At 55.3% G+C, this 22,777-nt stretch carries 23 protein-coding genes and 1 other annotated feature; of the genes, 17 read left to right on the top strand and 6 right to left on the bottom strand.

Annotation, left to right across the window (positions count from 1 at the left end; all coding sequences use genetic code 11):
• Nucleotides 1–9: 9 nt before the first annotated feature.
• Nucleotides 10–339: a trp operon repressor gene (gene trpR, locus BH712_RS11040; RefSeq protein WP_024907404.1), complete on the top strand. Its 330-nt coding sequence runs from the start codon at nt 10–12 to the stop codon at nt 337–339.
• Here the strand turns inward: trpR and yjjX are convergent.
• Nucleotides 330–845, bottom strand: a complete 516-nt coding sequence (yjjX, locus tag BH712_RS11035) for an inosine/xanthosine triphosphatase (protein ID WP_032673791.1) — start codon at nt 843–845, stop codon at nt 330–332. The two genes, trpR and yjjX, sit on opposite strands and share 10 nt — an antisense overlap.
• Before the next feature lie 49 nt (nt 846–894).
• On the opposite strand from yjjX, the gene gpmB reads away from it, so the two are divergent.
• Nucleotides 895–1,542 (top strand): 2,3-diphosphoglycerate-dependent phosphoglycerate mutase GpmB, encoded by a 648-nt coding sequence (gpmB, locus tag BH712_RS11030; protein WP_006810187.1) that lies wholly within the window; start codon nt 895–897, stop codon nt 1,540–1,542.
• On the opposite strand, the gene robA is transcribed toward gpmB, so the two are convergent.
• The gene (gene robA / locus BH712_RS11025) at nt 1,539–2,408 is read right to left on the bottom strand and encodes an MDR efflux pump AcrAB transcriptional activator RobA (RefSeq protein WP_006810186.1); all 870 of its coding nucleotides are present in this window, start codon (nt 2,406–2,408) and stop codon (nt 1,539–1,541) included. The two genes, gpmB and robA, sit on opposite strands and share 4 nt — an antisense overlap.
• Before the next feature lie 215 nt (nt 2,409–2,623).
• On the opposite strand from robA, the gene creA reads away from it, so the two are divergent.
• From creA to creD, 4 genes are read left to right on the top strand one after another with little or no spacing between them, the layout of a single operon-like run.
• Nucleotides 2,624–3,094, top strand: a complete 471-nt coding sequence (creA, locus tag BH712_RS11020) for a protein CreA (RefSeq protein WP_003856503.1) — start codon at nt 2,624–2,626, stop codon at nt 3,092–3,094.
• 14 nt (nt 3,095–3,108) lie between these two features.
• Nucleotides 3,109–3,798, top strand: a complete 690-nt coding sequence (creB, locus tag BH712_RS11015) for a two-component system response regulator CreB (RefSeq protein ID WP_006810184.1) — start codon at nt 3,109–3,111, stop codon at nt 3,796–3,798.
• Nucleotides 3,798–5,222, top strand: a complete 1,425-nt coding sequence (creC, locus tag BH712_RS11010) for a two-component system sensor histidine kinase CreC (RefSeq protein WP_006810183.1) — start codon at nt 3,798–3,800, stop codon at nt 5,220–5,222. Before creB ends, creC begins: the two co-directional genes overlap by 1 nt.
• Before the next feature lie 56 nt (nt 5,223–5,278).
• Entirely contained in the window at nt 5,279–6,631 is a 1,353-nt protein-coding gene (creD, locus tag BH712_RS11005) for a cell envelope integrity protein CreD (protein WP_006810182.1), read from the top strand.
• 46 nt (nt 6,632–6,677) lie between these two features.
• On the opposite strand, the gene arcA is transcribed toward creD, so the two are convergent.
• On the bottom strand, nt 6,678–7,394 hold the full coding sequence (gene arcA, locus BH712_RS11000) for a two-component system response regulator ArcA (protein WP_003856501.1): 717 nt from the start codon (nt 7,392–7,394) through the stop codon (nt 6,678–6,680).
• Nucleotides 7,395–7,489: 95 nt separating this feature from the next.
• Here arcA and yjjY point away from each other — a divergent pair, with 95 nt between their 5' ends.
• The 7 genes from yjjY (at nt 7,490) to BH712_RS10970 (ending at nt 14,305) form a co-directional block, all read left to right on the top strand.
• Nucleotides 7,490–7,630, top strand: coding sequence for a YjjY family protein (gene yjjY / locus BH712_RS24630; protein ID WP_001541509.1), 141 nt, complete (start codon nt 7,490–7,492; stop codon nt 7,628–7,630).
• Nucleotides 7,631–8,029: 399 nt separating this feature from the next.
• Entirely contained in the window at nt 8,030–8,716 is a 687-nt protein-coding gene (locus BH712_RS10995) for a tRNA/rRNA methyltransferase (RefSeq protein ID WP_006810181.1), read from the top strand.
• A 211-nt stretch (nt 8,717–8,927) separates the two neighbouring features.
• Complete coding sequence (thrL, locus tag BH712_RS10990; RefSeq protein WP_015572623.1) at nt 8,928–8,996, top strand: thr operon leader peptide; 69 nt, start codon at nt 8,928–8,930, stop codon at nt 8,994–8,996.
• Nucleotides 8,935–9,052 (top strand) — a sequence feature (Thr leader region). (Overlaps the previous gene by 62 nt.)
• Before the next feature lie 24 nt (nt 9,053–9,076).
• Nucleotides 9,077–11,539, top strand: a complete 2,463-nt coding sequence (gene thrA, locus BH712_RS10985; protein WP_006810180.1) for a bifunctional aspartate kinase/homoserine dehydrogenase I — start codon at nt 9,077–9,079, stop codon at nt 11,537–11,539.
• Nucleotide 11,540: 1 nt separating this feature from the next.
• On the top strand, nt 11,541–12,470 hold the full coding sequence (thrB, locus tag BH712_RS10980; protein ID WP_006810179.1) for a homoserine kinase: 930 nt from the start codon (nt 11,541–11,543) through the stop codon (nt 12,468–12,470).
• Between the two features lie 3 nt (nt 12,471–12,473).
• Nucleotides 12,474–13,760, top strand: coding sequence for a threonine synthase (thrC, locus tag BH712_RS10975; RefSeq protein ID WP_006810178.1), 1,287 nt, complete (start codon nt 12,474–12,476; stop codon nt 13,758–13,760).
• A gap of 248 nt (nt 13,761–14,008) precedes the next feature.
• Nucleotides 14,009–14,305, top strand: a complete 297-nt coding sequence (locus BH712_RS10970; RefSeq protein ID WP_006810177.1) for a DUF2502 domain-containing protein — start codon at nt 14,009–14,011, stop codon at nt 14,303–14,305.
• 32 nt (nt 14,306–14,337) lie between these two features.
• Here BH712_RS10970 and yaaA read toward each other — a convergent pair whose 3' ends face one another.
• The gene (gene yaaA, locus BH712_RS10965) at nt 14,338–15,111 is read right to left on the bottom strand and encodes a peroxide stress protein YaaA (protein ID WP_006810176.1); all 774 of its coding nucleotides are present in this window, start codon (nt 15,109–15,111) and stop codon (nt 14,338–14,340) included.
• A 66-nt stretch (nt 15,112–15,177) separates the two neighbouring features.
• Entirely contained in the window at nt 15,178–16,611 is a 1,434-nt protein-coding gene (locus tag BH712_RS10960) for an alanine/glycine:cation symporter family protein (RefSeq protein WP_006810175.1), read from the bottom strand.
• A 262-nt stretch (nt 16,612–16,873) separates the two neighbouring features.
• On the opposite strand from BH712_RS10960, the gene tal reads away from it, so the two are divergent.
• From tal to BH712_RS10945, 3 genes are all read left to right on the top strand, one after another.
• Entirely contained in the window at nt 16,874–17,827 is a 954-nt protein-coding gene (tal, locus tag BH712_RS10955) for a transaldolase (protein WP_006810174.1), read from the top strand.
• 110 nt (nt 17,828–17,937) lie between these two features.
• Nucleotides 17,938–18,525: a molybdopterin adenylyltransferase gene (gene mog / locus BH712_RS10950; RefSeq protein ID WP_032673658.1), complete on the top strand. Its 588-nt coding sequence runs from the start codon at nt 17,938–17,940 to the stop codon at nt 18,523–18,525.
• A 122-nt stretch (nt 18,526–18,647) separates the two neighbouring features.
• Nucleotides 18,648–19,970, top strand: coding sequence for an MFS transporter (locus tag BH712_RS10945; RefSeq protein WP_006810172.1), 1,323 nt, complete (start codon nt 18,648–18,650; stop codon nt 19,968–19,970).
• Here the strand turns inward: BH712_RS10945 and satP are convergent.
• Entirely contained in the window at nt 19,947–20,513 is a 567-nt protein-coding gene (gene satP, locus BH712_RS10940; RefSeq protein ID WP_006810171.1) for an acetate uptake transporter, read from the bottom strand. The two genes, BH712_RS10945 and satP, sit on opposite strands and share 24 nt — an antisense overlap.
• 296 nt (nt 20,514–20,809) lie before the next feature.
• Between satP and dnaK the strand changes: the two genes are divergently transcribed.
• Entirely contained in the window at nt 20,810–22,723 is a 1,914-nt protein-coding gene (gene dnaK, locus BH712_RS10930) for a molecular chaperone DnaK (protein WP_006810169.1), read from the top strand.
• The last annotated feature ends 54 nt before the right edge of the window (nt 22,724–22,777 follow it).

Below are 22,777 nucleotides of genomic sequence, written 5' to 3'. Positions count from 1 at the left end.
CAGCATAACATGACCCAGCATTCCCCGTATTCCTCGGCGATGGCCGAACAGCGTCACCAGGAGTGGCTTCGTTTTGTGGAGCTGCTTCGCCAGTCTTACGAGCAGGATTTGCACCTACCCCTCATGCAGCTGATGCTTACGCCGGACGAGCGTGAGGCGCTGGGCACGCGCGTGCGGATTATTGAAGAGCTATTGCGCGGTGAGATGAGCCAGCGCGAGCTGAAAAACGAGCTGGGCGCGGGCATCGCGACGATTACCCGTGGATCGAACAGCCTGAAGTCTGCGCCGGTTGAGCTGCGCCAGTGGCTCGAGTCAGTCTTATTGAGCGATCAACGATAAATGGCGTTATGAAACGGGCTTAGCGCCAGGATCACCGCCTGGTGGTAAACGCTCGAACGGGTGAGCTTGCCCGCGGTAAAGACGCCAATGGCCCCTTCTTTACGGCCAATCTCATCAATGCCGGTGTACTGCGACATCACCGGCCCGAGCGCTTCGCCTTCGCGCACTTTCTCCAGAATAATCTCCGGCAGGGGCAGGGTGGCTGAACGCGCTTCGCCGCGCTGCTCACGGCTTTCAATCACCACCCAGCTGAAGGTTGCGCCTTCGTCGATGCCCGCTTCAATCGCGACCCAAAAGTCAGCGTCTGGCGCGGCGGCTTTGGCATTCGCCACGCGATTTCGTGCGCCAGCGCGCGTTTCCTCGCTGCCAAACGGCTGTTCCGGCACACCACTCTCGACGCCGACGGCGTCAATATGGCAGGATCCTTCGCCGAAGATCTCTTCAAATGCCCTTAGAATTGCCTGAATTTTGGCAGGATTGGTGGTAGCAGAGACAACATGGTGCATAATTAAGCTCGATTTAAAAAAATTCATCGCAGTATAACGGAAAAAAAGCATGTTACAGGTATACCTTGTTCGCCACGGTGAAACGCAGTGGAACGCCGAGCGACGTATTCAAGGCCAGTCAGACAGTCCTCTCACCGACAAGGGTGTGCAACAAGCGTGGCAGGTGGCGGAGCGCGCCAGAACGCTGGGTATCACTCACGTCATCTCCAGTGATTTAGGCCGCACGCAGCAGACGGCGCGCATCATTGCCGATGCCTGTGGCTGCGACGTCACCCTCGAACCGCGCCTGCGCGAACTGGATATGGGGGTGCTGGAAAAACGTCCTATCGATACGCTGACGGAAACCGAAGAAGGCTGGCGTCGCACGCTGGTGAACGGTACTGAAGATGGTCGCATCCCGGAGGGGGAATCCATGCAGGAGCTGAGCGTGCGCATGCATGCCGCGCTGGCAGAGTGCCTGAAACTTCCTGCGGGTAGCCGACCGCTGCTGGTGAGCCACGGTATCGCGCTGGGTTGCCTGGTGAGCACCATTCTGGGACTGCCGGCTTATGCCGAGCGTCGTTTGCGTCTGCGCAACTGTTCCATTTCCCGTATCGACTATCAGGAAAGTGCCTGGCTGGCATCGGGGTGGGTGGTTGAGATGGCAGGGGACATTTCGCATCTTGATGCCCCTGCACTGGACGAATTGCAGCGTTAACGACGTACCGGAATCAGGAATTCCATACGCAGATTGATAGGGCCTTCTTCCGGTTTAGCATCATGCGCCGGATAGTAGCGCTCAATGTCCTGACCTTTACGGCGATTCAGATTCAGCATCGGCATGCAGGTCCCGTAAACGGTCAGGATGAACTCCTGAACGCCCGTGCCTAAACCTTCGTATGAGAACATCACATACTCGCCGCCTTCCAGCACGACAGGCTTCGAGCCATGAATGTAACCGTTCGCCATGTCAGGCGTCAGCGCCGTGGTATAGAACACCTCCTGCTCGTCGTCTTTTTCCTGGCTTGGATGCGTTTCGTTCAGGCCATACAGAATCGGCGGGATCGCCGGAGCGTGGCTTAAAAATTCGCGCCAGAACTGAACACGCATCTGATGGCGGAACTCGGAGATCTGCTCCAGGGAACAGGAGTAGCTCTGCGTGGTGCCAACCAGGTGCGTTTCCGGCAGGGTGATGATTTCATATTTTGGCATCGCAAACTCGCCCAGACGCAGCGGCGGACGCATACCAAAGGAACTCCAGTCCGGCGAACGACGATAAAGCGCTGGCGTTAACGAGAACTGTTTTTTAAAGGCGCGGGTGAAGGTTTGCTGTGAATCGAAGCGATATTGCAGAGCAATATCCAGTATTGGTCGCGCGGTCAGGCGCAACGCGACAGCAGACTTTGATAACCGTCGTGCACGAATATAGGCACCGATAGCATGACCGGTGACATCTTTGAACATCCTTTGCAGATGCCACTTGGAATAGCCTGCTTTTGCCGCCACATTATCCAGTGACAATGGCTGGTCGAGATGACCTTCCAGCCAGGTGAGCAGGTCGCGAATAATTCCAGCCTGATCCATATACTATCCTCATCCTTAAAACTGCCGCAGGTGCCTGTTTACAGGTTAGCGGATAATAGCATTTTTTGACGTTTTAGCATTCAGTGTTTTTTTTGCGCATAAATGCTTTTTGTGGTGATTTATGTGCGGATATATTCTAATCCTGTGATCTTGCTACATTTTTACCTAACCTGTTGAATAATCGCTCAGCGTAATTTTTTATGAATGGTAACAATATGAAATACAAGGTTTTAGTCTTTGCGGCTCTGGCGCTGATGGCAGGGCGCGTGGCGCAGGCGGAGCAAATTGGCTCCGTGGATACCGTGTTTAAAATGTTTGGGCCGGACCACAAAATTGTGGTGGAGGCCTTTGACGATCCGGACGTGAAAAACGTCACCTGCTATGTCAGCAGGGCGAAGACGGGCGGGATTAAAGGCGGCCTGGGTCTGGCTGAAGACACGTCTGACGCGGCCATTTCCTGCCAGCAGGTTGGCCCGGTGGAATTGAGTGACAAAATCAAAAACGGCAAAGCGCAGGGCGACGTCGTATTCCAGAAACGGACCTCGCTGGTATTCAAAAAGCTACAGGTGGTGCGTTTTTATGACGCGAAGCGCAACACCCTGGCTTATCTGGCTTATTCCGACAAAGTCGTGGAAGGCTCACCGAAAAACGCGATTAGCGCGGTGCCGATTATGCCGTGGCATTGATACAGGAATGAACCATGCAACAACCTGTGGTCTGGCTGGTTGAAGACGAAACCAGTATTGCCGATACGCTTATCTACATGCTTCAGCAGGAAGGGTTTGCGGTAGAGGCGTTTGAACGGGGGCTACCCGTGCTGGAGGCGGCGCGGCGGCAGGTTCCGGCGCTCGCCATTCTGGACATCGGGCTGCCGGACATCAGTGGTTTCGAGCTCTGCCGCCAGCTTCTGGCGCAGCATCCGTCACTGCCCGTGCTGTTTTTGACGGCACGCAGTGACGAAGTGGATAAACTCCTCGGCCTGGAAATGGGCGCAGACGACTACGTCGCCAAACCTTTCTCCCCGCGCGAGGTATGCGCCCGGGTAAGGACCATTTTACGGCGGATGCAAAAATCCGCCGCGCCAGCAGAGACGGTGCGTATCGGGCAGTTTGAACTGAACGAACCTGCAGCCCGAATCAGCTGGTGCGGTGAAGCATTGCCCCTGACCCGCTACGAATTCTTGCTGCTCAAAACCCTGTTACAGGCGCCCGGACGCGTATTTTCTCGCCAGCAGCTCATGGACAAGGTATGGGGTGAAGACGGGGACAGTTTCGATCGTACTGTGGATACCCACATCAAAACCCTGCGCGCCAAGCTGCGGGCGGTGAACGAGGAGCTTTCACCCATCAGCACCCATCGCGGTATGGGCTATAGTCTGGGCCTTTACTGATGCGCATTGGGATGCGGTTATTGCTGGGATATTTCCTCATCGTGGCCATCGCCGCGTGGTTTGTGCTGTCGATCTTTGTTCAGGAAGTGAAGCCCGGCGTGCGTAGGGCAACCGAGGGCACATTGATCGATACCGCGACCTTGCTCGCCGAAGTCGGGCGTGAGGATCTTCTTTCGGGCAATGCGCAGCAGGGCAAACTGGCGCAGGCCTTTTCCCAGCTCCATCAGCGGCCTTTCCGCGCCAATATCGGCGGCATTCATAAGGTGCGCAACGAGTATCACGTCTATATGACCGATGCGCAGGGCAGAGTGGTGTTTGATTCCACAGGCCTGGCGTTAGGACAAGATTACTCTCGCTGGAACGACGTCTGGCTGACGCTTCGCGGCGAATACGGCGCGCGCAGTACTCAGATCAATCCCGAGGATCCGGAGAGTACGGTGATGTATGTTGCCGCGCCGGTTGTGGAGCAGGGCAAAATCATCGGCGTGCTGTCGGTGGGGAAACCTAACAGCGCGATGGCCCCGGTTATTCAACGCAGCGAGCGGCGAATTCTGTGGGCAGGCGGGGCGCTGCTCGGCATTGCTTTGCTGATCGGTCTTTTTGTCGCCTGGTGGATCAACCGTTCCATCAGTACGTTATCGCGCTACGCCGACTCGGTGACCACCGACACGCCTCTCCCGCTGCCCAATCCGGGCAGCAGCGAACTGCACAAGCTGGCCCAGGCGCTGGAAAATATGCGCATTCGCCTCGAAGGGAAAAACTATATTGAACGCTATGTCCATGCGCTCACCCACGAGCTGAAAAGCCCGATCGCGGCCATACGCGGCGCGGCGGAAATACTCGCCGAGCAGCCGCCGCCGCAGGTGGCTGCGCGGTTCATCGATAACATTCTGGTACAAAACGCGCGCATGCAGTCGCTGGTTGAAAAACTGCTCGCTCAGGCTCGGCTTGAAAATCGGGTCGAGATTACGCCCGAGGCCGTCCGGGTCGACTCGCTGTTTACCCGGCTTGCTGACGCGCGATCGGCGCAGCTGGCGTCAAAAGAGATTGCGCTGACCCTCCAGCCTGCTTCGCTTTATGTTAAAGGCGATCCCGACCTGCTCGAACAGTCGCTCGGTAATTTGCTGGATAACGCTATCGATTTCACACCGGAGGGCGGATCCATAGAACTGGCGGCCCGGGAAGAGCACGGGCAGATACAGCTGATCGTCACCGACAGCGGAAGCGGGATCCCGGATTACGCGCGGGATCGTATTTTTGAACGCTTCTATTCCCTGCCGCGGGAGAATGGGGTTAAGAGCAGCGGGCTTGGGCTGGCCTTTGTCCAGGAGGTGGCTCGTCTGCATCAGGGAGAGATTACATTGCGCAATCGTGATGAAGGCGGCGTGATGGCCACGCTGACACTTCACCGTCCCTTCACATAACTTCAAACTGCCCCCACACAGCCTGGTTACGCTCTCCTCATCGCAAAGGAGACGTAATGATGAAATCCCCCCTGTTCTGGAAAGTAAGCACCCTGCTGGGGTGCATTCTGCTGCTGTTAGTTCCGCTGTGTATGGTGAGTAACCTCATTTCAGAGCGTGAAAGCTACCGTAATGATGTCGAAAACACGCTTCGCCAGAGTACCAGTGGACCGCAAAAACTGGTCGGCCCGCTGATGGCGATCCCGGTCACGGAGGTCTTCTACAAGTCAGAGGATGAGAAGCAAGTCGAGTACAAGAAAAGCTATATGCGTTTCATCCTGCCGGAGTCTCTGCTTGTTGAGGGTAACCAGCACGTTGAGTCCCGAAATATCGGTATTTATGACGGTCAGATCTGGAACACTGAACTCAACATAAAAGCGCGATTCAACACCGAAAAAATCACTCAACTGAAAGGGGAGACGATGACCCTGGGGCAGCCGTTTATCGTTGTTGGCGTGGGCGATGCTCGCGGCATTGGCACGGTGAACGTCTCCAGTATTAACGGTGAGACGCTGAGCGTAGAGCCGGGTTCAGGCGTGTATGGGGGGCTTTCCGGTATTCATATCCCGCTGACGGACAAAGCGCTGGAGCCAAAAACGTTTGTCATGGAGATGTCGCTGAATCTGGCGGGGACGGGAAGTTTTGCCGTGGTGCCTGTGGGACGTAACAGTGAAATGGCGCTGAACAGCAACTGGCCGCATCCGGGCTTTATGGGTAACTATCTGCCGGTGAAACACAAAATTGGTGATTCCGGTTTTCAGGCGAACTGGCAGAGCAGCTGGTTTGCGAACAACCTTGAGAGCTGGTTCAACGGCAGTGAATCTCCGACGTGGGAGTCGATCCCCGCTTTCAGCGTCACGGTAGCCACGCCCGCCGATCAGTATCAACTGACTGACCGGGCGATCAAATACGCTATTTTGCTGATTGCGCTGACGTTTATGGCCTTCTTTGTCTTCGAAACTCTCACCGGTCTGCGCCTGCACCCGATGCAGTATCTGCTGGTGGGGCTTTCGCTGGTGCTGTTCTATCTGGTGCTGCTGGCGCTGTCAGAACACGTCGGCTTTACACCAGCCTGGGTTGTTGCAAGTCTGGTGGGCGCGGCGATGAACGGGATGTACCTGCATGCTGTGCTGAAAAGCTGGAAGCGCAGCGGGCTGTTCGTGCTGGCCCTACTGGGGCTGGACGTGGTGATGTGGTTCCTGTTGCGCTCGGAGGATAGCGCGCTGCTATTGGGGTCTGCGGTTCTCGCGCTGGCGCTGTTCGCCGTGATGTACCTGACCCGACATCTCGACTGGTATTCACTTTCACAGCCGAAGCGGCCTGAGCCACCAGCATCGCCGGATGACGATACGATGCGGATCTGGAAATAAAAAAAACGGCGCAAAAGCGCCGTTTTTTACTGCGTGACGGAACGGATTACTCCTGGAGGTCACCGCAGAAACGATAGCCTTCACCATGGATCGTGGCGATAATTTCCGGCGTATCCGGCGTAGATTCGAAATGTTTACGAATACGACGGATGGTTACGTCAACGGTACGATCGTGTGGCTTCAACTCACGACCGGTCATTTTCTTCAGCAGTTCTGCACGGGACTGAATCTTGCCCGGGTTCTCGCAGAAGTGCAGCATCGCGCGGAATTCACTGCGCGGCAGTTTGTACTGCTCACCGTTCGGGCTAATCAGCGAACGGCTATTGATATCAAGTTCCCAGCCGTTGAATTTGTAGCTGTCGACGCTACGACGCTCTTCACTGACCGTACCAAGATTCATGGTGCGGGACAGCAGGTTGCGTGCACGAATGGTTAACTCGCGAGGGTTGAACGGCTTAGTGATGTAATCATCCGCGCCGATTTCCAGACCAAGAATTTTATCAACCTCGTTGTCACGGCCTGTCAGGAACATCAACGCGACGTTCGCCTGTTCACGCAGTTCGCGCGCCAGAAGAAGCCCGTTTTTGCCCGGCAGATTGATATCCATAATCACCAGGTTGATATCATTTTCAGAAAGGATCTGATGCATCTCTGCGCCATCGGTCGCTTCAAAGACATCGTAGCCTTCTGCTTCGAAAATGCTCTTTAACGTGTTGCGTGTTACCAACTCGTCTTCAACGATAAGAATGTGCGGGGTCTGCATGTTTGCTACCTAAATTGCCAACTAAATCGAAACAGGAAGTACAAAAGTCCCTGACCTGCCTGATGCATGTCGCAAATTAACATGATCGGCTTAACGTGACTAAAGTACGTAATTGCGTTCTTGATGCACTTTCCATCAACGTCAACAACATCATTAGCTTGGTCGTGGGTACTTTCCCTTTGGACCCGACAGTGTCAAAAACGGCTGTCATCCTAACCATTTTAACAGCAACATAACAGGCTAAGTGACACCGGACACCCAATAAAACTACGCTTCGTTGACATATATCAAGTTCAATTGTAGCACGTTAACAGTTTGATGAAATCATCGTAGCTGAATGCTAGCCTTTGTCACAATTTTTCAATAAACCAACTAGTTGCGGACATTGATTGATAAACGGTACGAATCCAATCAGAAAAGAGTATTCATATGGTCATTATCATTACAAAACATAAGGATAATGAACTTCTGTTAACATTCTAACTGATTGTTCAGCCACAAAATAGTTTAGCGTTTTTAATTTGTTATGAAACGCTATTTCAGTGATTTGTGTTGCAAATTTGTAAATTCGCGCTGCGTAATATGATGAAGTGAATCACATTTTTACCCGCTAACTGATTAAAAAGAGAGCATAAATGCATCTGTCGATTGTGCTGGTTGCACCAGCGAGAGCCGAGAATATTGGCGCTGCGGCGCGGGCTATGAAGACCATGGGTTTTACCGATTTACGTATTGTGGACAGCACCGCACATCTGGAACCTCCTGCGCGGTGGGTTGCGCACGGTTCGGGTGATATTCTCGATAATATAACCACTTACGCAACACTCGCTGACGCGCTGCACGATATTTCGTTTACCGTCGCGACGACCGCGCGCAGCCGGGCGAAGTTTCACTATTACGCCACGCCCGCTGAACTGGTGCCGATGCTGGAAGAAAAAAGCCAGTGGCTGGAGAAAGCCGCACTGGTATTTGGACGCGAGGATTCCGGGCTGACCAACGAAGAACTGGAGCTGGCTGACGTGCTGACGGGCGCGCCGATGGTGGCGGATTATCCATCACTCAATCTGGGGCAGGCGGTGATGGTTTATTGCTATCAATTAGCATCCTTAATACAAATTTCTCAGCCACCGGTGACAATGCCGGATGAAAACCAGCTGGCGGCACTGCGGGTTCGTGCGGATAAGCTTCTTGTGCAGCTGGGCGTCGCGGATGATCAAAAAATGGTGGACTGGTTGCAGCAGCGTTTAGGGCGTCTTGAACAGCGCGACACCGCAATGCTGCACCGATTGCTCCATGATATTGAAAAAAAATTAGCCGAGTAAAATCGTGCCATAGGTTTTTATTATGGCCGATCCTGCTAATGTCTGGGGTTGCATCTGGGGGATTCCGATGAAAATAAATCAGCCCACAGCGGGACGTGAGAATGTCCCGAATTGTGATCAAATTAAAAATTCATTGACTTAAGAGGCTCGATCCTTTAACCCTAAAAGAATAGAGCACAGACAGATAATAATGACAGAGTACACAACATCCATGAAACGCATCAGCATCACCACCATTACTACAACCATCATCATTACCACAGGTAACGATGCGGGCTGACGCGTACAGGAAAAACAGAAAAAAGCCCGCACCTGAACAGTGCGGGCTTTTTTTTCGGCTAAAGGAAATGAGGTAGAACCATGCGAGTGTTGAAGTTCGGCGGTACGTCAGTGGCAAATGCAGAGCGTTTTCTGCGTGTTGCCGATATCCTGGAAAGCAACGCCAGGCAGGGGCAGGTTGCCACCGTGCTCTCTGCCCCGGCCAAAATCACGAACCACCTGGTGGCGATGATTGAAAAAACCATCGGTGGTCAGGATGCACTGCCGAACATCAGCGACGCCGAGCATATCTTCGCCGATCTGCTTCAGGGGCTGGCAGACGCCCAGCCTGGTTTCCCGCTGGCGCAGTTGAAAGCCACCGTTGAACTCGAATTTGCCCAGATCAAACATGTTCTTCACGGTATCAGCCTGCTGGGTCAGTGCCCGGACAGCATCAACGCGGCGCTGATTTGCCGGGGTGAAAAACTCTCCATCGCCATCATGGCGGGGGTGCTGGAAGCGCGCGGTCACCACGTGACGGTCATCGATCCGGTTGAGAAACTGCTGGCAGTAGGTCACTACCTTGAATCCACCGTCGATATTGCCGAGTCGACACGCCGCATTGCGGCAAGCAAAATTCCGTCTGACCATATGATCCTGATGTCAGGCTTTACCGCCGGTAACGAGAAGGGCGAACTGGTGGTGCTGGGGCGTAACGGCTCTGATTACTCCGCTGCCGTGCTGGCGGCCTGTTTACGTGCAGACTGTTGTGAGATCTGGACTGACGTCGACGGCGTTTATACCTGCGATCCGCGCCAGGTGCCGGACGCCAGGCTGCTGAAGTCGATGTCGTACCAGGAAGCGATGGAGCTTTCCTACTTCGGCGCTAAAGTGCTTCACCCGCGTACCATCTCCCCGATTGCCCAGTTCCAGATCCCTTGCCTGATTAAAAATACCGGTAATCCGCAGGCGCCGGGTACGCTGATTGGCGCCAGCGCGGATGAAGATGACCTGCCGGTGAAAGGCATTTCGAATCTTAATAACATGGCGATGTTCAGCGTCTCCGGCCCGGGCATGAAGGGCATGGTCGGCATGGCTGCGCGCGTGTTTGCCGCCATGTCCCGCAACGGGATCTCCGTCGTGCTGATCACGCAGTCTTCCTCGGAATATAGCATCAGCTTCTGCGTCCCACAGGGCGATTGCCTGCGCGCCCGTCGCGCGCTGGAAGAAGAGTTCTACCTGGAGCTGAAAGAGGAACTGCTGGAGCCGCTCTCTATTCAGGAGCGCCTGGCCGTGATCTCCGTGGTGGGTGACGGCATGCGCACCCTGCGCGGTATCTCTGCCAAATTCTTCGCCGCGCTGGCGCGGGCCAATATCAATATCGTGGCGATTGCCCAGGGCTCATCAGAGCGTTCAATTTCCGTGGTTGTGGATAACGATGATGCCACTACCGGCGTGCGCGTGGTGCATCAGATGCTGTTCAATACCGACCAGGTGATTGAGCTGTTCCTGGTGGGCGTTGGCGGCGTCGGCGGCGCGCTGCTGGAGCAGGTCAAGCGCCAGCAGGAGTGGCTTAAGAAAAAGCACATCGATCTGCGCGTCTGCGGTATCGCTAACTCGAAAGCATTGCTGACTAACGTCCACGGTCTGAACCTGGAAAACTGGCAGGCGGAGCTGGAAGAGGCAAAAGAGCCGTTTAACCTGGGCCGCCTGATCCGTCTGGTAAAAGAGTATCACCTGCTTAACCCGGTGATCGTCGACTGTACCTCCAGCCAGGCGGTGGCCGATCAGTACGCGGATTTCCTGCGCGAAGGTTTCCACGTGGTGACGCCGAACAAAAAGGCCAACACCTCGTCGATGGATTACTATCACCAGTTGCGCCTGGCGGCGAGTAAGTCGCGCCGCAAGTTTCTGTATGACACCAACGTGGGCGCGGGCCTGCCGGTCATCGAGAACCTGCAAAACCTGCTGAACGCGGGGGATGAACTCCAGCGTTTCTCCGGCATCCTTTCCGGCTCTCTGTCGTTTATCTTCGGCAAGCTGGATGAAGGGATGAGCCTGTCGGAAGCCACCCGCGCCGCGCGCGAGCTGGGCTACACCGAGCCAGACCCGCGCGACGACCTTTCCGGCATGGACGTGGCGCGTAAGCTGCTGATCCTGGTGCGTGAGACGGGCCGCGAGCTGGAGCTTTCCGACATCGTGATTGAACCGGTGCTGCCAGCCGAGTTTGACAGCAGCGGCGATGTCAGCACCTTTATGGCGAATTTGCCCCAGCTTGACGATGCCTTTGCCGCACGCGTTGCGAAAGCCCGTGATGAAGGTAAGGTATTGCGCTATGTTGGCAACATTGAAGAAGACGGCGTGTGCCGGGTGAAGATTGCCGAAGTGGATGGCAACGATCCGCTGTACAAGGTGAAAAACGGCGAGAACGCCCTGGCGTTCTACAGCCATTATTATCAGCCACTGCCGCTGGTGCTTCGCGGCTATGGCGCAGGGAATGATGTAACGGCGGCGGGCGTGTTTGCCGATCTGCTGCGTACCCTGTCATGGAAGTTAGGAGTTTAAGATGGTTAAAGTATATGCCCCGGCTTCCAGCGCCAATATGAGCGTCGGGTTTGACGTGCTGGGCGCGGCGGTGACGCCGGTGGATGGTTCGCTGCTGGGTGATACGGTAACGGTGGAAGCGGCTGATAGCTTTAGCCTGAATAACGTGGGCCGCTTCGCCAGCAAACTGCCGTCTGAGCCGCGCGAAAATATCGTTTATCAGTGCTGGGAACGCTTCTGTCAGGAGATCGGCAAAAACGTGCCGGTCGCCATGACGCTGGAAAAGAGCATGCCGATTGGCTCGGGCCTCGGCTCGAGCGCCTGCTCGGTGGTTGCCGCGCTGGTGGCGATGAATGAGCACTGCGGCAAGCCGCTGAACAACAGCCGTCTGCTGGCGCTGATGGGCGAGCTGGAGGGGCGCATCTCCGGCAGCATTCATTATGATAACGTGGCGCCATGTTTCCTTGGCGGCATGCAACTGATGATTGAAGAAAATGGCATCATCAGCCAGCAGGTGCCAGGGTTTGATGAGTGGCTGTGGGTACTGGCCTATCCGGGCATTAAAGTGTCTACCGCCGAAGCGCGTGCGATCCTGCCGGCGCAGTATCGTCGTCAGGACTGTATCGCCCACGGGCGTCATCTGGCGGGCTTTATTCACGCCTGCTACACCCGTCAGCCGCAGCTGGCGGCGAAACTGATGAAAGACGTCATTGCCGAACCGTATCGCACGAAGCTGCTGCCGGGCTTTAACGATGCGCGACAGGCATCCATGGATATCGGCGCACAGGCGTGTGGCATCTCCGGCTCCGGCCCGACGCTGTTCGCCTTATGCGACAAGCCAGACACCGCGCAGCGCGTGGCGGACTGGCTCTCTAAACACTACCTGCAAAATCAGGAAGGCTTTGTTCATATTTGCCGTCTGGACACGGCTGGCGCACGAGTACTGGGATAACGAATGAAACTCTACAACCTTAAAGATCATAACGAGCAGGTCAGCTTCGCGCAGGCGGTAACGCAGGGTTTGGGCAAAAATCAGGGGCTGTTCTTCCCCCACGACCTGCCGGAATTTCAGCTGACTGAAATTGATGAATTGCTGAAACAGGACTTTGTCACCCGCAGCACCAAAATTCTGTCTGCGTTTATCGGCGACGAAATCCCGCAGGAGCTGCTTGAAGAGCGCGTGCGTGCGGCGTTTGCTTTCCCGGCTCCGGTGAAACAGGTGGAGCCTGACGTTGGCTGTCTGGAGCTGTTCCACGGCCCGACGCTGGCGTTCAAAGATTTCGGCGGTCGCTTTATGGCGCAGATGCTGACCCACATCAGCGGCGACAAACCGGTGACCATCCTGACCGCGACCTCCGGTGATACCGGGGCAGCGGTGGCCCATGCGTTCTACGGCCTGAAAAACGTCCGCGTGGTGATCCTCTATCCGAAAGGCAAAATCAGTCCGCTTCAGGAAAAACTGTTCTGCACCCTGGGGGGCAACATTGAAACCGTGGCGATCGACGGCGACTTCGATGCCTGCCAGGCGCTGGTCAAGCAGGCCTTCGATGACGAAGAGCTGAAGGCGGCGCTGGGGCTGAACTCTGCCAACTCCATCAACATCAGCCGTCTGCTGGCGCAGATCTGCTACTACTTCGAAGCGGTGGCGCAGCTGCCGCAGGAAGCGCGCAATCAGCTGGTGGTTTCCGTGCCAAGCGGGAACTTCGGCGATCTGACGGCGGGCCTGCTGGCAAAATCACTCGGCCTGCCGGTGAAACGCTTTATTGCCGCTACCAACGTCAACGACACTGTGCCGCGTTTCCTGAAGGACGGAAAATGGGCGCCGAACGCGACTCAGGCCACGCTCTCCAATGCGATGGATGTGTCACAGCCTAACAACTGGCCGCGTGTGGAAGAGCTGTTCCGCCGTAAGGTCTGGCGTCTGGGCGACCTGGGCTACGCTGCGGTAACGGACGAAACCACTAAAGCCACCATGCGCGAGCTGAAAGCGGTGGGTTATACCTCTGAGCCACACGCGGCGATTGCCTATCGTGCCCTGCGCGATCAGCTTCAACCGGGCGAGTATGGCCTGTTCCTCGGCACCGCCCATCCAGCCAAGTTCAAAGAGAGCGTGGAAGCGATCCTGGGCGAAACGCTGCCGCTGCCAAAAGAGCTGGCCGAGCGCGCCGAGCTGCCGCTGCTGTCCCATGAGCTGCCCGCAGACTTTGCCGCGCTGCGTAAGCTGATGATGACCCGAGCGTAAGTTTGTTGCCCGGTGGCGGCTACGCCTTACCGGGCCTACAACGGCTCAGAATGTAGGCCGGGTAAGGCGAAGCCGCCACCCGGCTTTTTTATGGAGAAATTAAGGAGAAAAACAGCAGGAAAAAAGCAGAAATTCCCAATAAATGCGGTCACTTAGCGTTTAGGATTGCAGAGAATAACATCCCCCGTTCCCATCACGTACTCTCCTTACATCGGCCCACGTCGGGCAAGAAGAATAAGGAGTCACCTGTGTCTACACTGAAACCTGCACTCATCGCGCTTTCCCTGATGCTGGTCGCCCCTATGGCGGTACAGGCATCTGAAATTACTCTCGTACCTGCGGTAAAATTGCAAATAGGCGATCGGGATAATAACGGACACTACTGGGATGGTGGCCGCTGGCGCGACCATGACTGGTGGAAAGCGCACTATGACTGGCGCGATAACCACTGGCGTCCGCACGATGAACATCGCGATCGTGACCACCATCATGACGATCGTCGCCATGACGATCATCGTCCTGGCCCGGACTGGAAACACCATTAATGCAGAACCCCGCCAGAGGGCGGGGTTGTCATTTATTGCTCGTGACGCTTAAACACCAGCTCGTTTTTTCCTGACGATGCCTCGTCGAAGAAATACCCTTCACAGTTAAAGCCGGTGAGCTGCTCTGGCTTCGTCAGGCGGTTTTGGATGATGAAGCGGCTCATCAGACCGCGCGCTTTTTTAGCGTAGAAGCTGATCACTTTAAATTTGCCGTTCTTCTCGTCGAGGAACACCGGCTTGATAATGTCCGCATCCAGCTTTTTCGGCTTCACCGATTTGAAGTACTCATCGGAGGCCAGGTTGATCACCACGTTATCCCCCTGGGCTTGCAGCGCGGCGTTAAGCGTGTCGGTGATAACATCGCCCCAGAACTGGTACAGATCTTTGCCTTTGGCGTTTTCCAGGCGGATACCCATCTCCAGGCGATACGGCTGCATCAGATCCAGCGGGCGCAGAACCCCGTACAGACCGGACAGCATGCGCAGATGCTGCTGGGCAAAATCGAAATCGGCTTCGCTAAACGTTTCTGCTTGCAGGCCAGTGTAGACATCACCTTTGAAGGCTAACAGCGCCTGGCGGGCATTAGCGGGCGTGAAGTCAGGCTGCCAGTCGTGAAAACGGGTGGCGTTCAGGTCGGCGAGTTTATCGCTGATGCTCATCAGCGAGGCGATCTGCGGAGCCGAAAGTTTACGCGCCTCGTGGATCAGCTGTTGCGAGTAGTCCAGCAATTCCGGCTGGGTATAACGCTCAGTGGCGAGCGGGCTCTGGTAGTCGAGCGTTTTTGCAGGTGAAATCAGAATCAGCATATCCAGTCCTTGCAGGAAATTTAGAGCGACTTTAACAAAAAATCGCCCTGAATTGATCGATAGCTGTTATTGCCGCGGCAAATCATCCCAGGTGCCAGGGGCAAGTTGTGACTCGATTTCGGGATAGCGTGAGGCGTCAAAGACGGGCTGTACGCCGAGCTTGCGCTGACGCAGATAATCGCGCGCGATCAGCGCCACAACCGGTGAAAGGAGCAAAATGGCCGTCAGGTTGGTGATGGCCATCAGCGCCATAATGACGTCCGCTATTTGCCAGATCATCGGCATGCTGAGCAGGGAGCCGACGATCACCATCGTCAGCACCCCCGCGCGAAGTACGTTGCGGGCCAGACGCGAATCAACCTTCAGGAAAATAAGGTTATTTTCGGCATAGATATAATTCACCGCAATGGAACTGAAGGCAAACAGCCCCACGACAAGTGCGACAAGGCCCGCGCCCCAGCCGCCGACGAGGGAGACCAGCGCCTGTTGTACCCAATGAATACCTGTCGTATTGCCGGACGGATGTTCAGTCGCACCAGCCAGCAGCATTATCATCGCGCTGGCGGAACAGATAACAATGGTGTCTGTGAAGACGCCAATCATCTGCACAATGCCCTGCGCGGCGGGATGCGGGGGCCAGGATGCGGCCGCGGCGGCGGCATTCGGCGTGGAACCCATCCCCGCTTCGTTGGAGAACATCCCCCGCTGAAATCCTGCGGCGAGTGCCTGGCTTACGGTGTAACCCAGTGCGCCGGAAGCAGCTTCGCGCCAGCCGAACGCGCTTTTGAAAATGGTGGCGATAATGTTCGGCACCTCGTCGATATGTATCGCGCACACCAACAGGCTGGTGGACACCCACAGCAGCGCCATCAGCGGAACCAGCCACTGCATCAGGCGGGCAACCCCTTTTAGCCCGGTCACAATGGTCAGCAGGGTGAGAAGGGCAAGCGCGCCGCCCGTCAGCCACTCCGGACAGTTGAAGGCGAAACGTAGCGCGTGGGCGACGGAGTTTGCCTGTACGGTATTGAAAATAAGGCCATAGGCAATCAGTAAAAAGAGTGAGAAGAGCACGCCCATCCAGCGCATTCCCAGCCCGCGAGCCATATACCAGGCAGGGCCGCCTCGGAACTGACCTTTACTGTCTTTTTCTTTGTAGAGCTGCGCAAGGGAGCACTCCGCAAAGGAGGTGGCCATGCCGATAATCGCTGTCACCCACATCCAGAATACCGCGCCCGGACCGCCCGCGCCGATCGCCAGCGCGACACCGGCCAGGTTACCGCTGCCCACGCGTGCGGCCAGGCTGGTACAGAGCGCCTGAAACGAGGTCAGACCGCCCGGCTGTGGGGTGACGCTGTTTTTCAGACTTCTGCCAAATTTGCGGATATAGCGGAACTGAATCAGCCCGCTGCGCCACGTAAACCAGATACCTGCTCCTGAAAGCAGGTATATCATGATCGAACCCCAAAGGACTTCGTTAATAAAGAAAAAGAAATCAGGCACTAACGTCCCTCTTGTTGATGCCAAAGTGAATATGTAAGCGCTACCACTGAGTGTGCATGCTGTTACTTAGCAGCCTGTTAATATTCTGAGTTTATCATACTCTGCCTAAGCGCACTGTCTGCGGTTGCGCTGCCTCTCACTCGTGTTATCATCAGGGCAGACCGGTTACATCCCCCTAACAAGTAAACCTGTCATTTTTCCGCTGCTGGCAAGCTGTCGGTAGTGTGAATTATCCAGGGCACGTTAAAAGAGAAACACTATCATGACGGATAAATTGACCTCCCTTCGTCAGTTCACTACTGTCGTCGCTGACACCGGAGATATCGCGGCAATGAAGCTGTACCAGCCGCAGGATGCCACAACCAACCCTTCTCTGATCCTTAACGCCGCGCAGATCCCTGAGTATCGCAAACTGATCGACGAGGCGGTGACCTGGGCGAAAGCACAGAGCAATGACCGCGCGCAGCAGGTTGTGGATGCCACTGACAAACTGGCAGTGAACATCGGTCTGGAAATCCTGAAACTCGTTCCTGGCCGTATCTCTACCGAAGTTGATGCACGTCTCTCCTACGACACCGAAGCGTCTATCGCCAAAGCAAAACGCCTGATTAAACTGTACAACGATGCGGGCATCAGCAACGATCGTATCCTGATCAAACTGGCCTCTACCTGGCAGGGCATCCGCGCTGCTGAGCAGCTGGAAAAAGAAGGCATCAACTGTAACCTGACTCTGCTGTTCTCCTTCGCGCAGGCGCGTGCATGTGCAGAAGCTGGCGTATACCTGATTTCTCCGTTCGTGGGCCGTATTCTGGACTGGTACAAAGCCAATACCGACAAGAAAGAGTATGCGGCGTCTGAAGATCCTGGCGTGATTTCCGTGACTGAAATCTACGAATACTACAAACAGCACGGCTATGAGACCGTTGTTATGGGCGCAAGCTTCCGTAACGTCGGCGAAATCATCGAGCTGGCTGGCTGTGACCGCCTGACCATCGCCCCTGCGCTGCTGAAAGAGCTGGCAGAAAGCGAAGGGACTATCGAGCGTAAACTGTCTTACACCGGCGAAGTGAAAGCGCGCCCGGAGCGCATCACCGAATCCGAGTTCCTGTGGCAGCATAACCAGGATCCAATGGCCGTAGACAAACTGGCGGACGGTATCCGTAAGTTTGCTATCGACCAGGAAAAACTGGAAAAAATGATCGGCGACCTGCTGTAATCATTCTGCGTGACCGGGTTCCCGGTCACGCGTCTTCCCCCCGCCACTGTCTGAATTTCCTCTCTGCGTGTATCATTCCCTTTAATCAGTACTTTTTGAATGGAATGGATATGAATACCTTACGCATCGGCTTAGTGTCGATTTCTGACCGCGCCTCCAGCGGTGTTTATCAGGATAAAGGCATCCCTGCTCTGGAAGCGTGGCTGAGCAGCGCGCTCACTACCCCGTTTGAGATCCAGACTCGCCTGATCCCGGACGAGCAGCCGATCATCGAGCAGACCCTGTGTGAACTGGTGGATGAGATGAGTTGCCACCTTGTTCTGACAACGGGCGGAACCGGCCCCGCGCGCCGCGATGTGACGCCGGACGCGACGCTGGCGGTTGCCGACCGCGAAATGCCGGGCTTCGGTGAACAGATGCGTCAGATCAGTCTACACTTTGTCCCGACGGCCATTCTTTCCCGTCAGGTCGGGGTGATCCGCAAACAGGCGCTGATCCTGAACCTGCCGGGGCAGCCGAAGTCGATCAAAGAAACGCTGGAAGGGGTGAAAGCCGAGGACGGCAGCGTTATCGTGCACGGCATCTTTGCAAGTGTACCGTATTGTATACAGTTGCTTGACGGTCCCTATGTGGAAACTGACGGCAACGTGGTAGCAGCATTTCGCCCTAAAAGCGCTCGCCGCGAAACAATCTCCTGAAATTGATTAAAATGTGACATTCGCGCCAGCCACGGTAGCGTGTAAATGGATTTACGATATAGTAATTTTTTCTTTACGATTGCTGTAAAAAATAATCCACAACACATGCACAATGGTTCGCTATGTCACATAACACCCGACCTCTGAATCGACTGGACTACAAAACCCTGACGCTCGCCGCCTTAGGCGGCGCGCTGGAGTTTTACGACTTCATCATCTTCGTCTTCTTCGCTGCCGTCGTGGGGGCGCTGTTTTTCCCGGCGGATATCCCTGAATGGCTGCGTCAGGTGCAAACCTTCGGCATTTTTGCCGCCGGATATCTGGCGCGTCCGCTGGGCGGCATTGTCATGGCGCACTTTGGCGATCTGGTTGGGCGCAAGAAGATGTTTACCCTCAGTATCCTGCTGATGGCCGTGCCGACGCTGGCGATTGGTCTTTTGCCTACCTATGAGTCGATGGGCATTATCGCCCCGTTATTACTGCTGCTGATGCGTATTCTCCAGGGGGCGGCCATCGGTGGGGAAGTGCCGGGCGCCTGGGTGTTTGTCGCGGAGCACGTCCCGGTGCGCCGGATCGGCATTGCGTGCGGAACGCTGACCGCAGGGCTGACGATCGGGATCCTGCTTGGCTCCGTGGTCGCCACCATCATCAATACCAGCATGACGCAGCAGGCCGTTCACGACTGGGGCTGGCGTATCCCGTTCCTGCTGGGCGGGGCGTTTGGGTTGGTGGCAATGTACCTGCGACGCTGGTTGCAGGAGACGCCAATATTTCTGGAAATGCAGCAGCGAAAGGCGCTGGCGCAAGAACTGCCGGTGAAAACGGTGGTGGTGCGGCATAAAAAAGCGGTGGTGGTATCGATGCTTCTGACCTGGCTGCTGTCTGCGGGCATTGTGGTGGTCATTTTGATGTCGCCAGTCTGGCTGCAAAAACAGTACGGTTTTGCGCCCGCCGTGACGTTACAGGCGAACAGTATCGCGACAATTATGCTCTGCTTTGGCTGTCTGGCCGCCGGTCTGGCGGCGGATCGTTTCGGGGCCAGCGTGACCTTTATTGTCGGCAGCCTGCTGCTGGCCGCGTCGAGCTGGGCATTTTACCATCTGGCGGGCAACCATCCTGAACAGCTGTTCCTGCTGTACGGCATTGTCGGGCTGTGCGTGGGCGTCGTTGGCGCCGTACCGTACGTGATGGTCCGCGCCTTCCCGCCGGAGGTACGCTTCACCGGGATCTCTTTCTCTTATAACGTCTCGTATGCCATTTTCGGTGGGCTGACCCCGATTGTGGTCACGGTGTTGATGGGCGTGTCGCCGCTCGCACCAGCGTGGTACGTGCTGGCGTTATCGCTGATGGGTCTGGTATTGGGGATGTGGCTTCGCCAGTCAGAGGGACGTCGTGCCCGCGACGCGGGCACGACAGAGGGATCAGTGTTTTTCACCAATCGGTAGAATGGTGCGGCCGAACTGCTCGTTCAGCACTTCACCCATAGCGAGGTAGATTGCGCTTGCGCCGCAAACCAGACCCACCCAGCCGGCAACGTGAACGATGCCTTCGTTATCCGCCAGGTGACCGATGGCCAGCAGGGCGAACAGTACGGTCAGGCTCAGGAAGACGAATTGCAGCGCGCGGTTCGCCTTAAGGGTGCCGAAGAACATAAACAGGGTGAACACGCCCCACAGCCCCAGGTACACGCCCAGGAAATGGGCGTTTGCCGCCTCCGCCAGGCCCATTTTAGGCATCAGCAGAATCGCGACCAGAGTCAGCCAGAAGGAACCGTAAGAGGTAAAGGCGGTTAAGCCGAAGGTGTTGCCTTTCTTATATTCCAGCAGGCCCGCAAAAATTTGTGCGATACCGCCGTAAAAAATGCCCATCGCCAGGATTACGCCGTCCATCGGGAACATCCCGATATTGTGCAGGTTCAGCAGAATGGTGGTCATGCCAAAACCCATCAGGCCCAGCGGAGCCGGATTAGCCAACTTAGTGTTGCCCATAAGTCCTCAAAAAAATCATCATTAATATGGTGAAATGGTTAAACCCGCGCCAGTTCTCCCTGACGGGGCGCGGCATCATAATGGGCGGCATCGACGCCGTCTATGATCTCATCGGGGTGAAATTAAAAAATTTTTTATCCTTCCCCCTTGATGGATGCCGTTGTGACCCCATCTTGTAAGCAACCGCAGTGTGTGGACCTGAAAAAAAACAAATCTGGGCAGTTGAAAAAGCACGTTCTGCCCTTATTACAGGTACACAACCACATGTTGACTGAATTTTTAGTGGAGACGTTTAGATGGGTAAAATTATTGGTATCGACCTGGGTACTACCAACTCTTGTGTAGCGATTATGGATGGCACTACTGCACGTGTGCTGGAGAACGCCGAGGGCGATCGCACCACGCCTTCTATCATTGCTTATACCCAGGATGGTGAAACTCTGGTTGGTCAGCCGGCTAAACGTCAGGCAGTGACAAACCCGCAAAATACCCTGTTTGCGATCAAACGCCTGATTGGCCGCCGCTTCCAGGACGAAGAAGTTCAGCGTGACGTTTCCATCATGCCTTACAAAATCATCGCAGCGGATAACGGCGATGCATGGCTTGATGTGAAAGGCACCAAAACTGCACCACCGCAGATCTCTGCTGAAGTGCTGAAAAAAATGAAGAAAACCGCGGAAGATTACCTGGGTGAGCCGGTAACTGAAGCTGTTATTACCGTACCTGCCTACTTCAACGATGCTCAGCGTCAGGCAACCAAAGATGCTGGCCGTATCGCAGGTCTGGAAGTAAAACGTATCATCAACGAACCAACCGCAGCTGCGCTGGCTTACGGTCTGGATAAAGAAGTTGGCAACCGTACTATCGCGGTTTACGACCTGGGTGGTGGTACTTTCGATATCTCTATTATCGAAATCGACGACGTTGACGGCGAAAAAACCTTCGAAGTTCTGGCAACCAACGGTGATACCCACCTGGGTGGTGAAGACTTCGATACCCGTCTGATCAACTACCTCGTTGACGAGTTCAAGAAAGATCAGGGCATTGACCTGCGTAACGACCCGCTGGCGATGCAGCGCCTGAAAGAAGCCGCTGAGAAAGCGAAGATCGAGCTGTCTTCCGCTCAGCAGACCGACGTGAACCTGCCGTACATCACCGCAGACGCGACCGGTCCAAAACACATGAACATCAAAGTGACCCGTGCGAAACTGGAAAGCCTGGTAGAAGACCTGGTGAACCGTTCTATCGAGCCACTGAAAGTTGCATTGCAGGACGCTGGCCTGTCCGTGTCTGACATTCAGGACGTTATCCTGGTAGGTGGTCAGACCCGTATGCCAATGGTTCAGAAGAAAGTGGCTGAATTCTTTGGCAAAGAGCCACGTAAAGACGTTAACCCGGACGAAGCAGTGGCTATCGGTGCTGCGGTTCAGGGTGGTGTACTGACGGGTGAAGTGAAAGACGTACTGCTGCTGGACGTTACCCCGCTGTCTCTGGGTATCGAAACCATGGGTGGCGTGATGACCCCGCTCATCAACAAAAACACCACTATCCCGACGAAACACAGCCAGGTGTTCTCTACCGCTGAAGACAACCAGTCTGCGGTAACCATCCATGTGATTCAGGGTGAGCGTAAGCGTGCGGCAGATAACAAATCTCTGGGTCAGTTCAACCTGGACGGTATTAACCCGGCACCACGCGGCATGCCACAGATCGAAGTCACCTTCGACATCGATGCTGACGGTATCCTGCACGTGTCTGCGAAAGACAAAAACAGCGGTAAAGAGCAGAAGATCACCATCAAGGCATCTTCTGGCCTGAACGAAGCGGAAATCGAAAAAATGGTTCGTGATGCCGAAGCTAACGCGGAATCCGACCGTAAGTTCGAAGAGCTGGTTCAGACCCGTAACCAGGGTGACCATTTGCTGCACAGCACCCGTAAGCAGGTTGAAGAAGCGGGCGATAAACTGCCAGCGGAAGACAAAACTGCGATCGAAACTGCACTGAGCGCGCTGGAAACGTCTCTGAAAGGCGAAGACAAAGCGGACATCGAAGCGAAGATGCAGGAGCTGGCACAGGTTTCTCAGAAGCTGATGGAAATCGCTCAGCAGCAGCACGCACAGCAGCAGGCGGGCGCTGATGCTTCCCAGAACAACGCGAAAGACGACGATGTTGTCGACGCTGAGTTCGAAGAAGTGAAAGACAAAAAATAATCGCCCTGATGCAGGGTAAGTAATCGGCACGGGCGTAGGAGAATTCTCCACGCC

It is taken from the genome of Enterobacter hormaechei ATCC 49162, assembly GCF_001875655.1.
GTDB classification, from domain to species: Bacteria; Pseudomonadota; Gammaproteobacteria; order Enterobacterales; family Enterobacteriaceae; genus Enterobacter; species Enterobacter hormaechei.
Note: the sequence above shows the minus strand (reverse complement) of the source record. Positions and strands in the feature narration are given on the sequence as shown.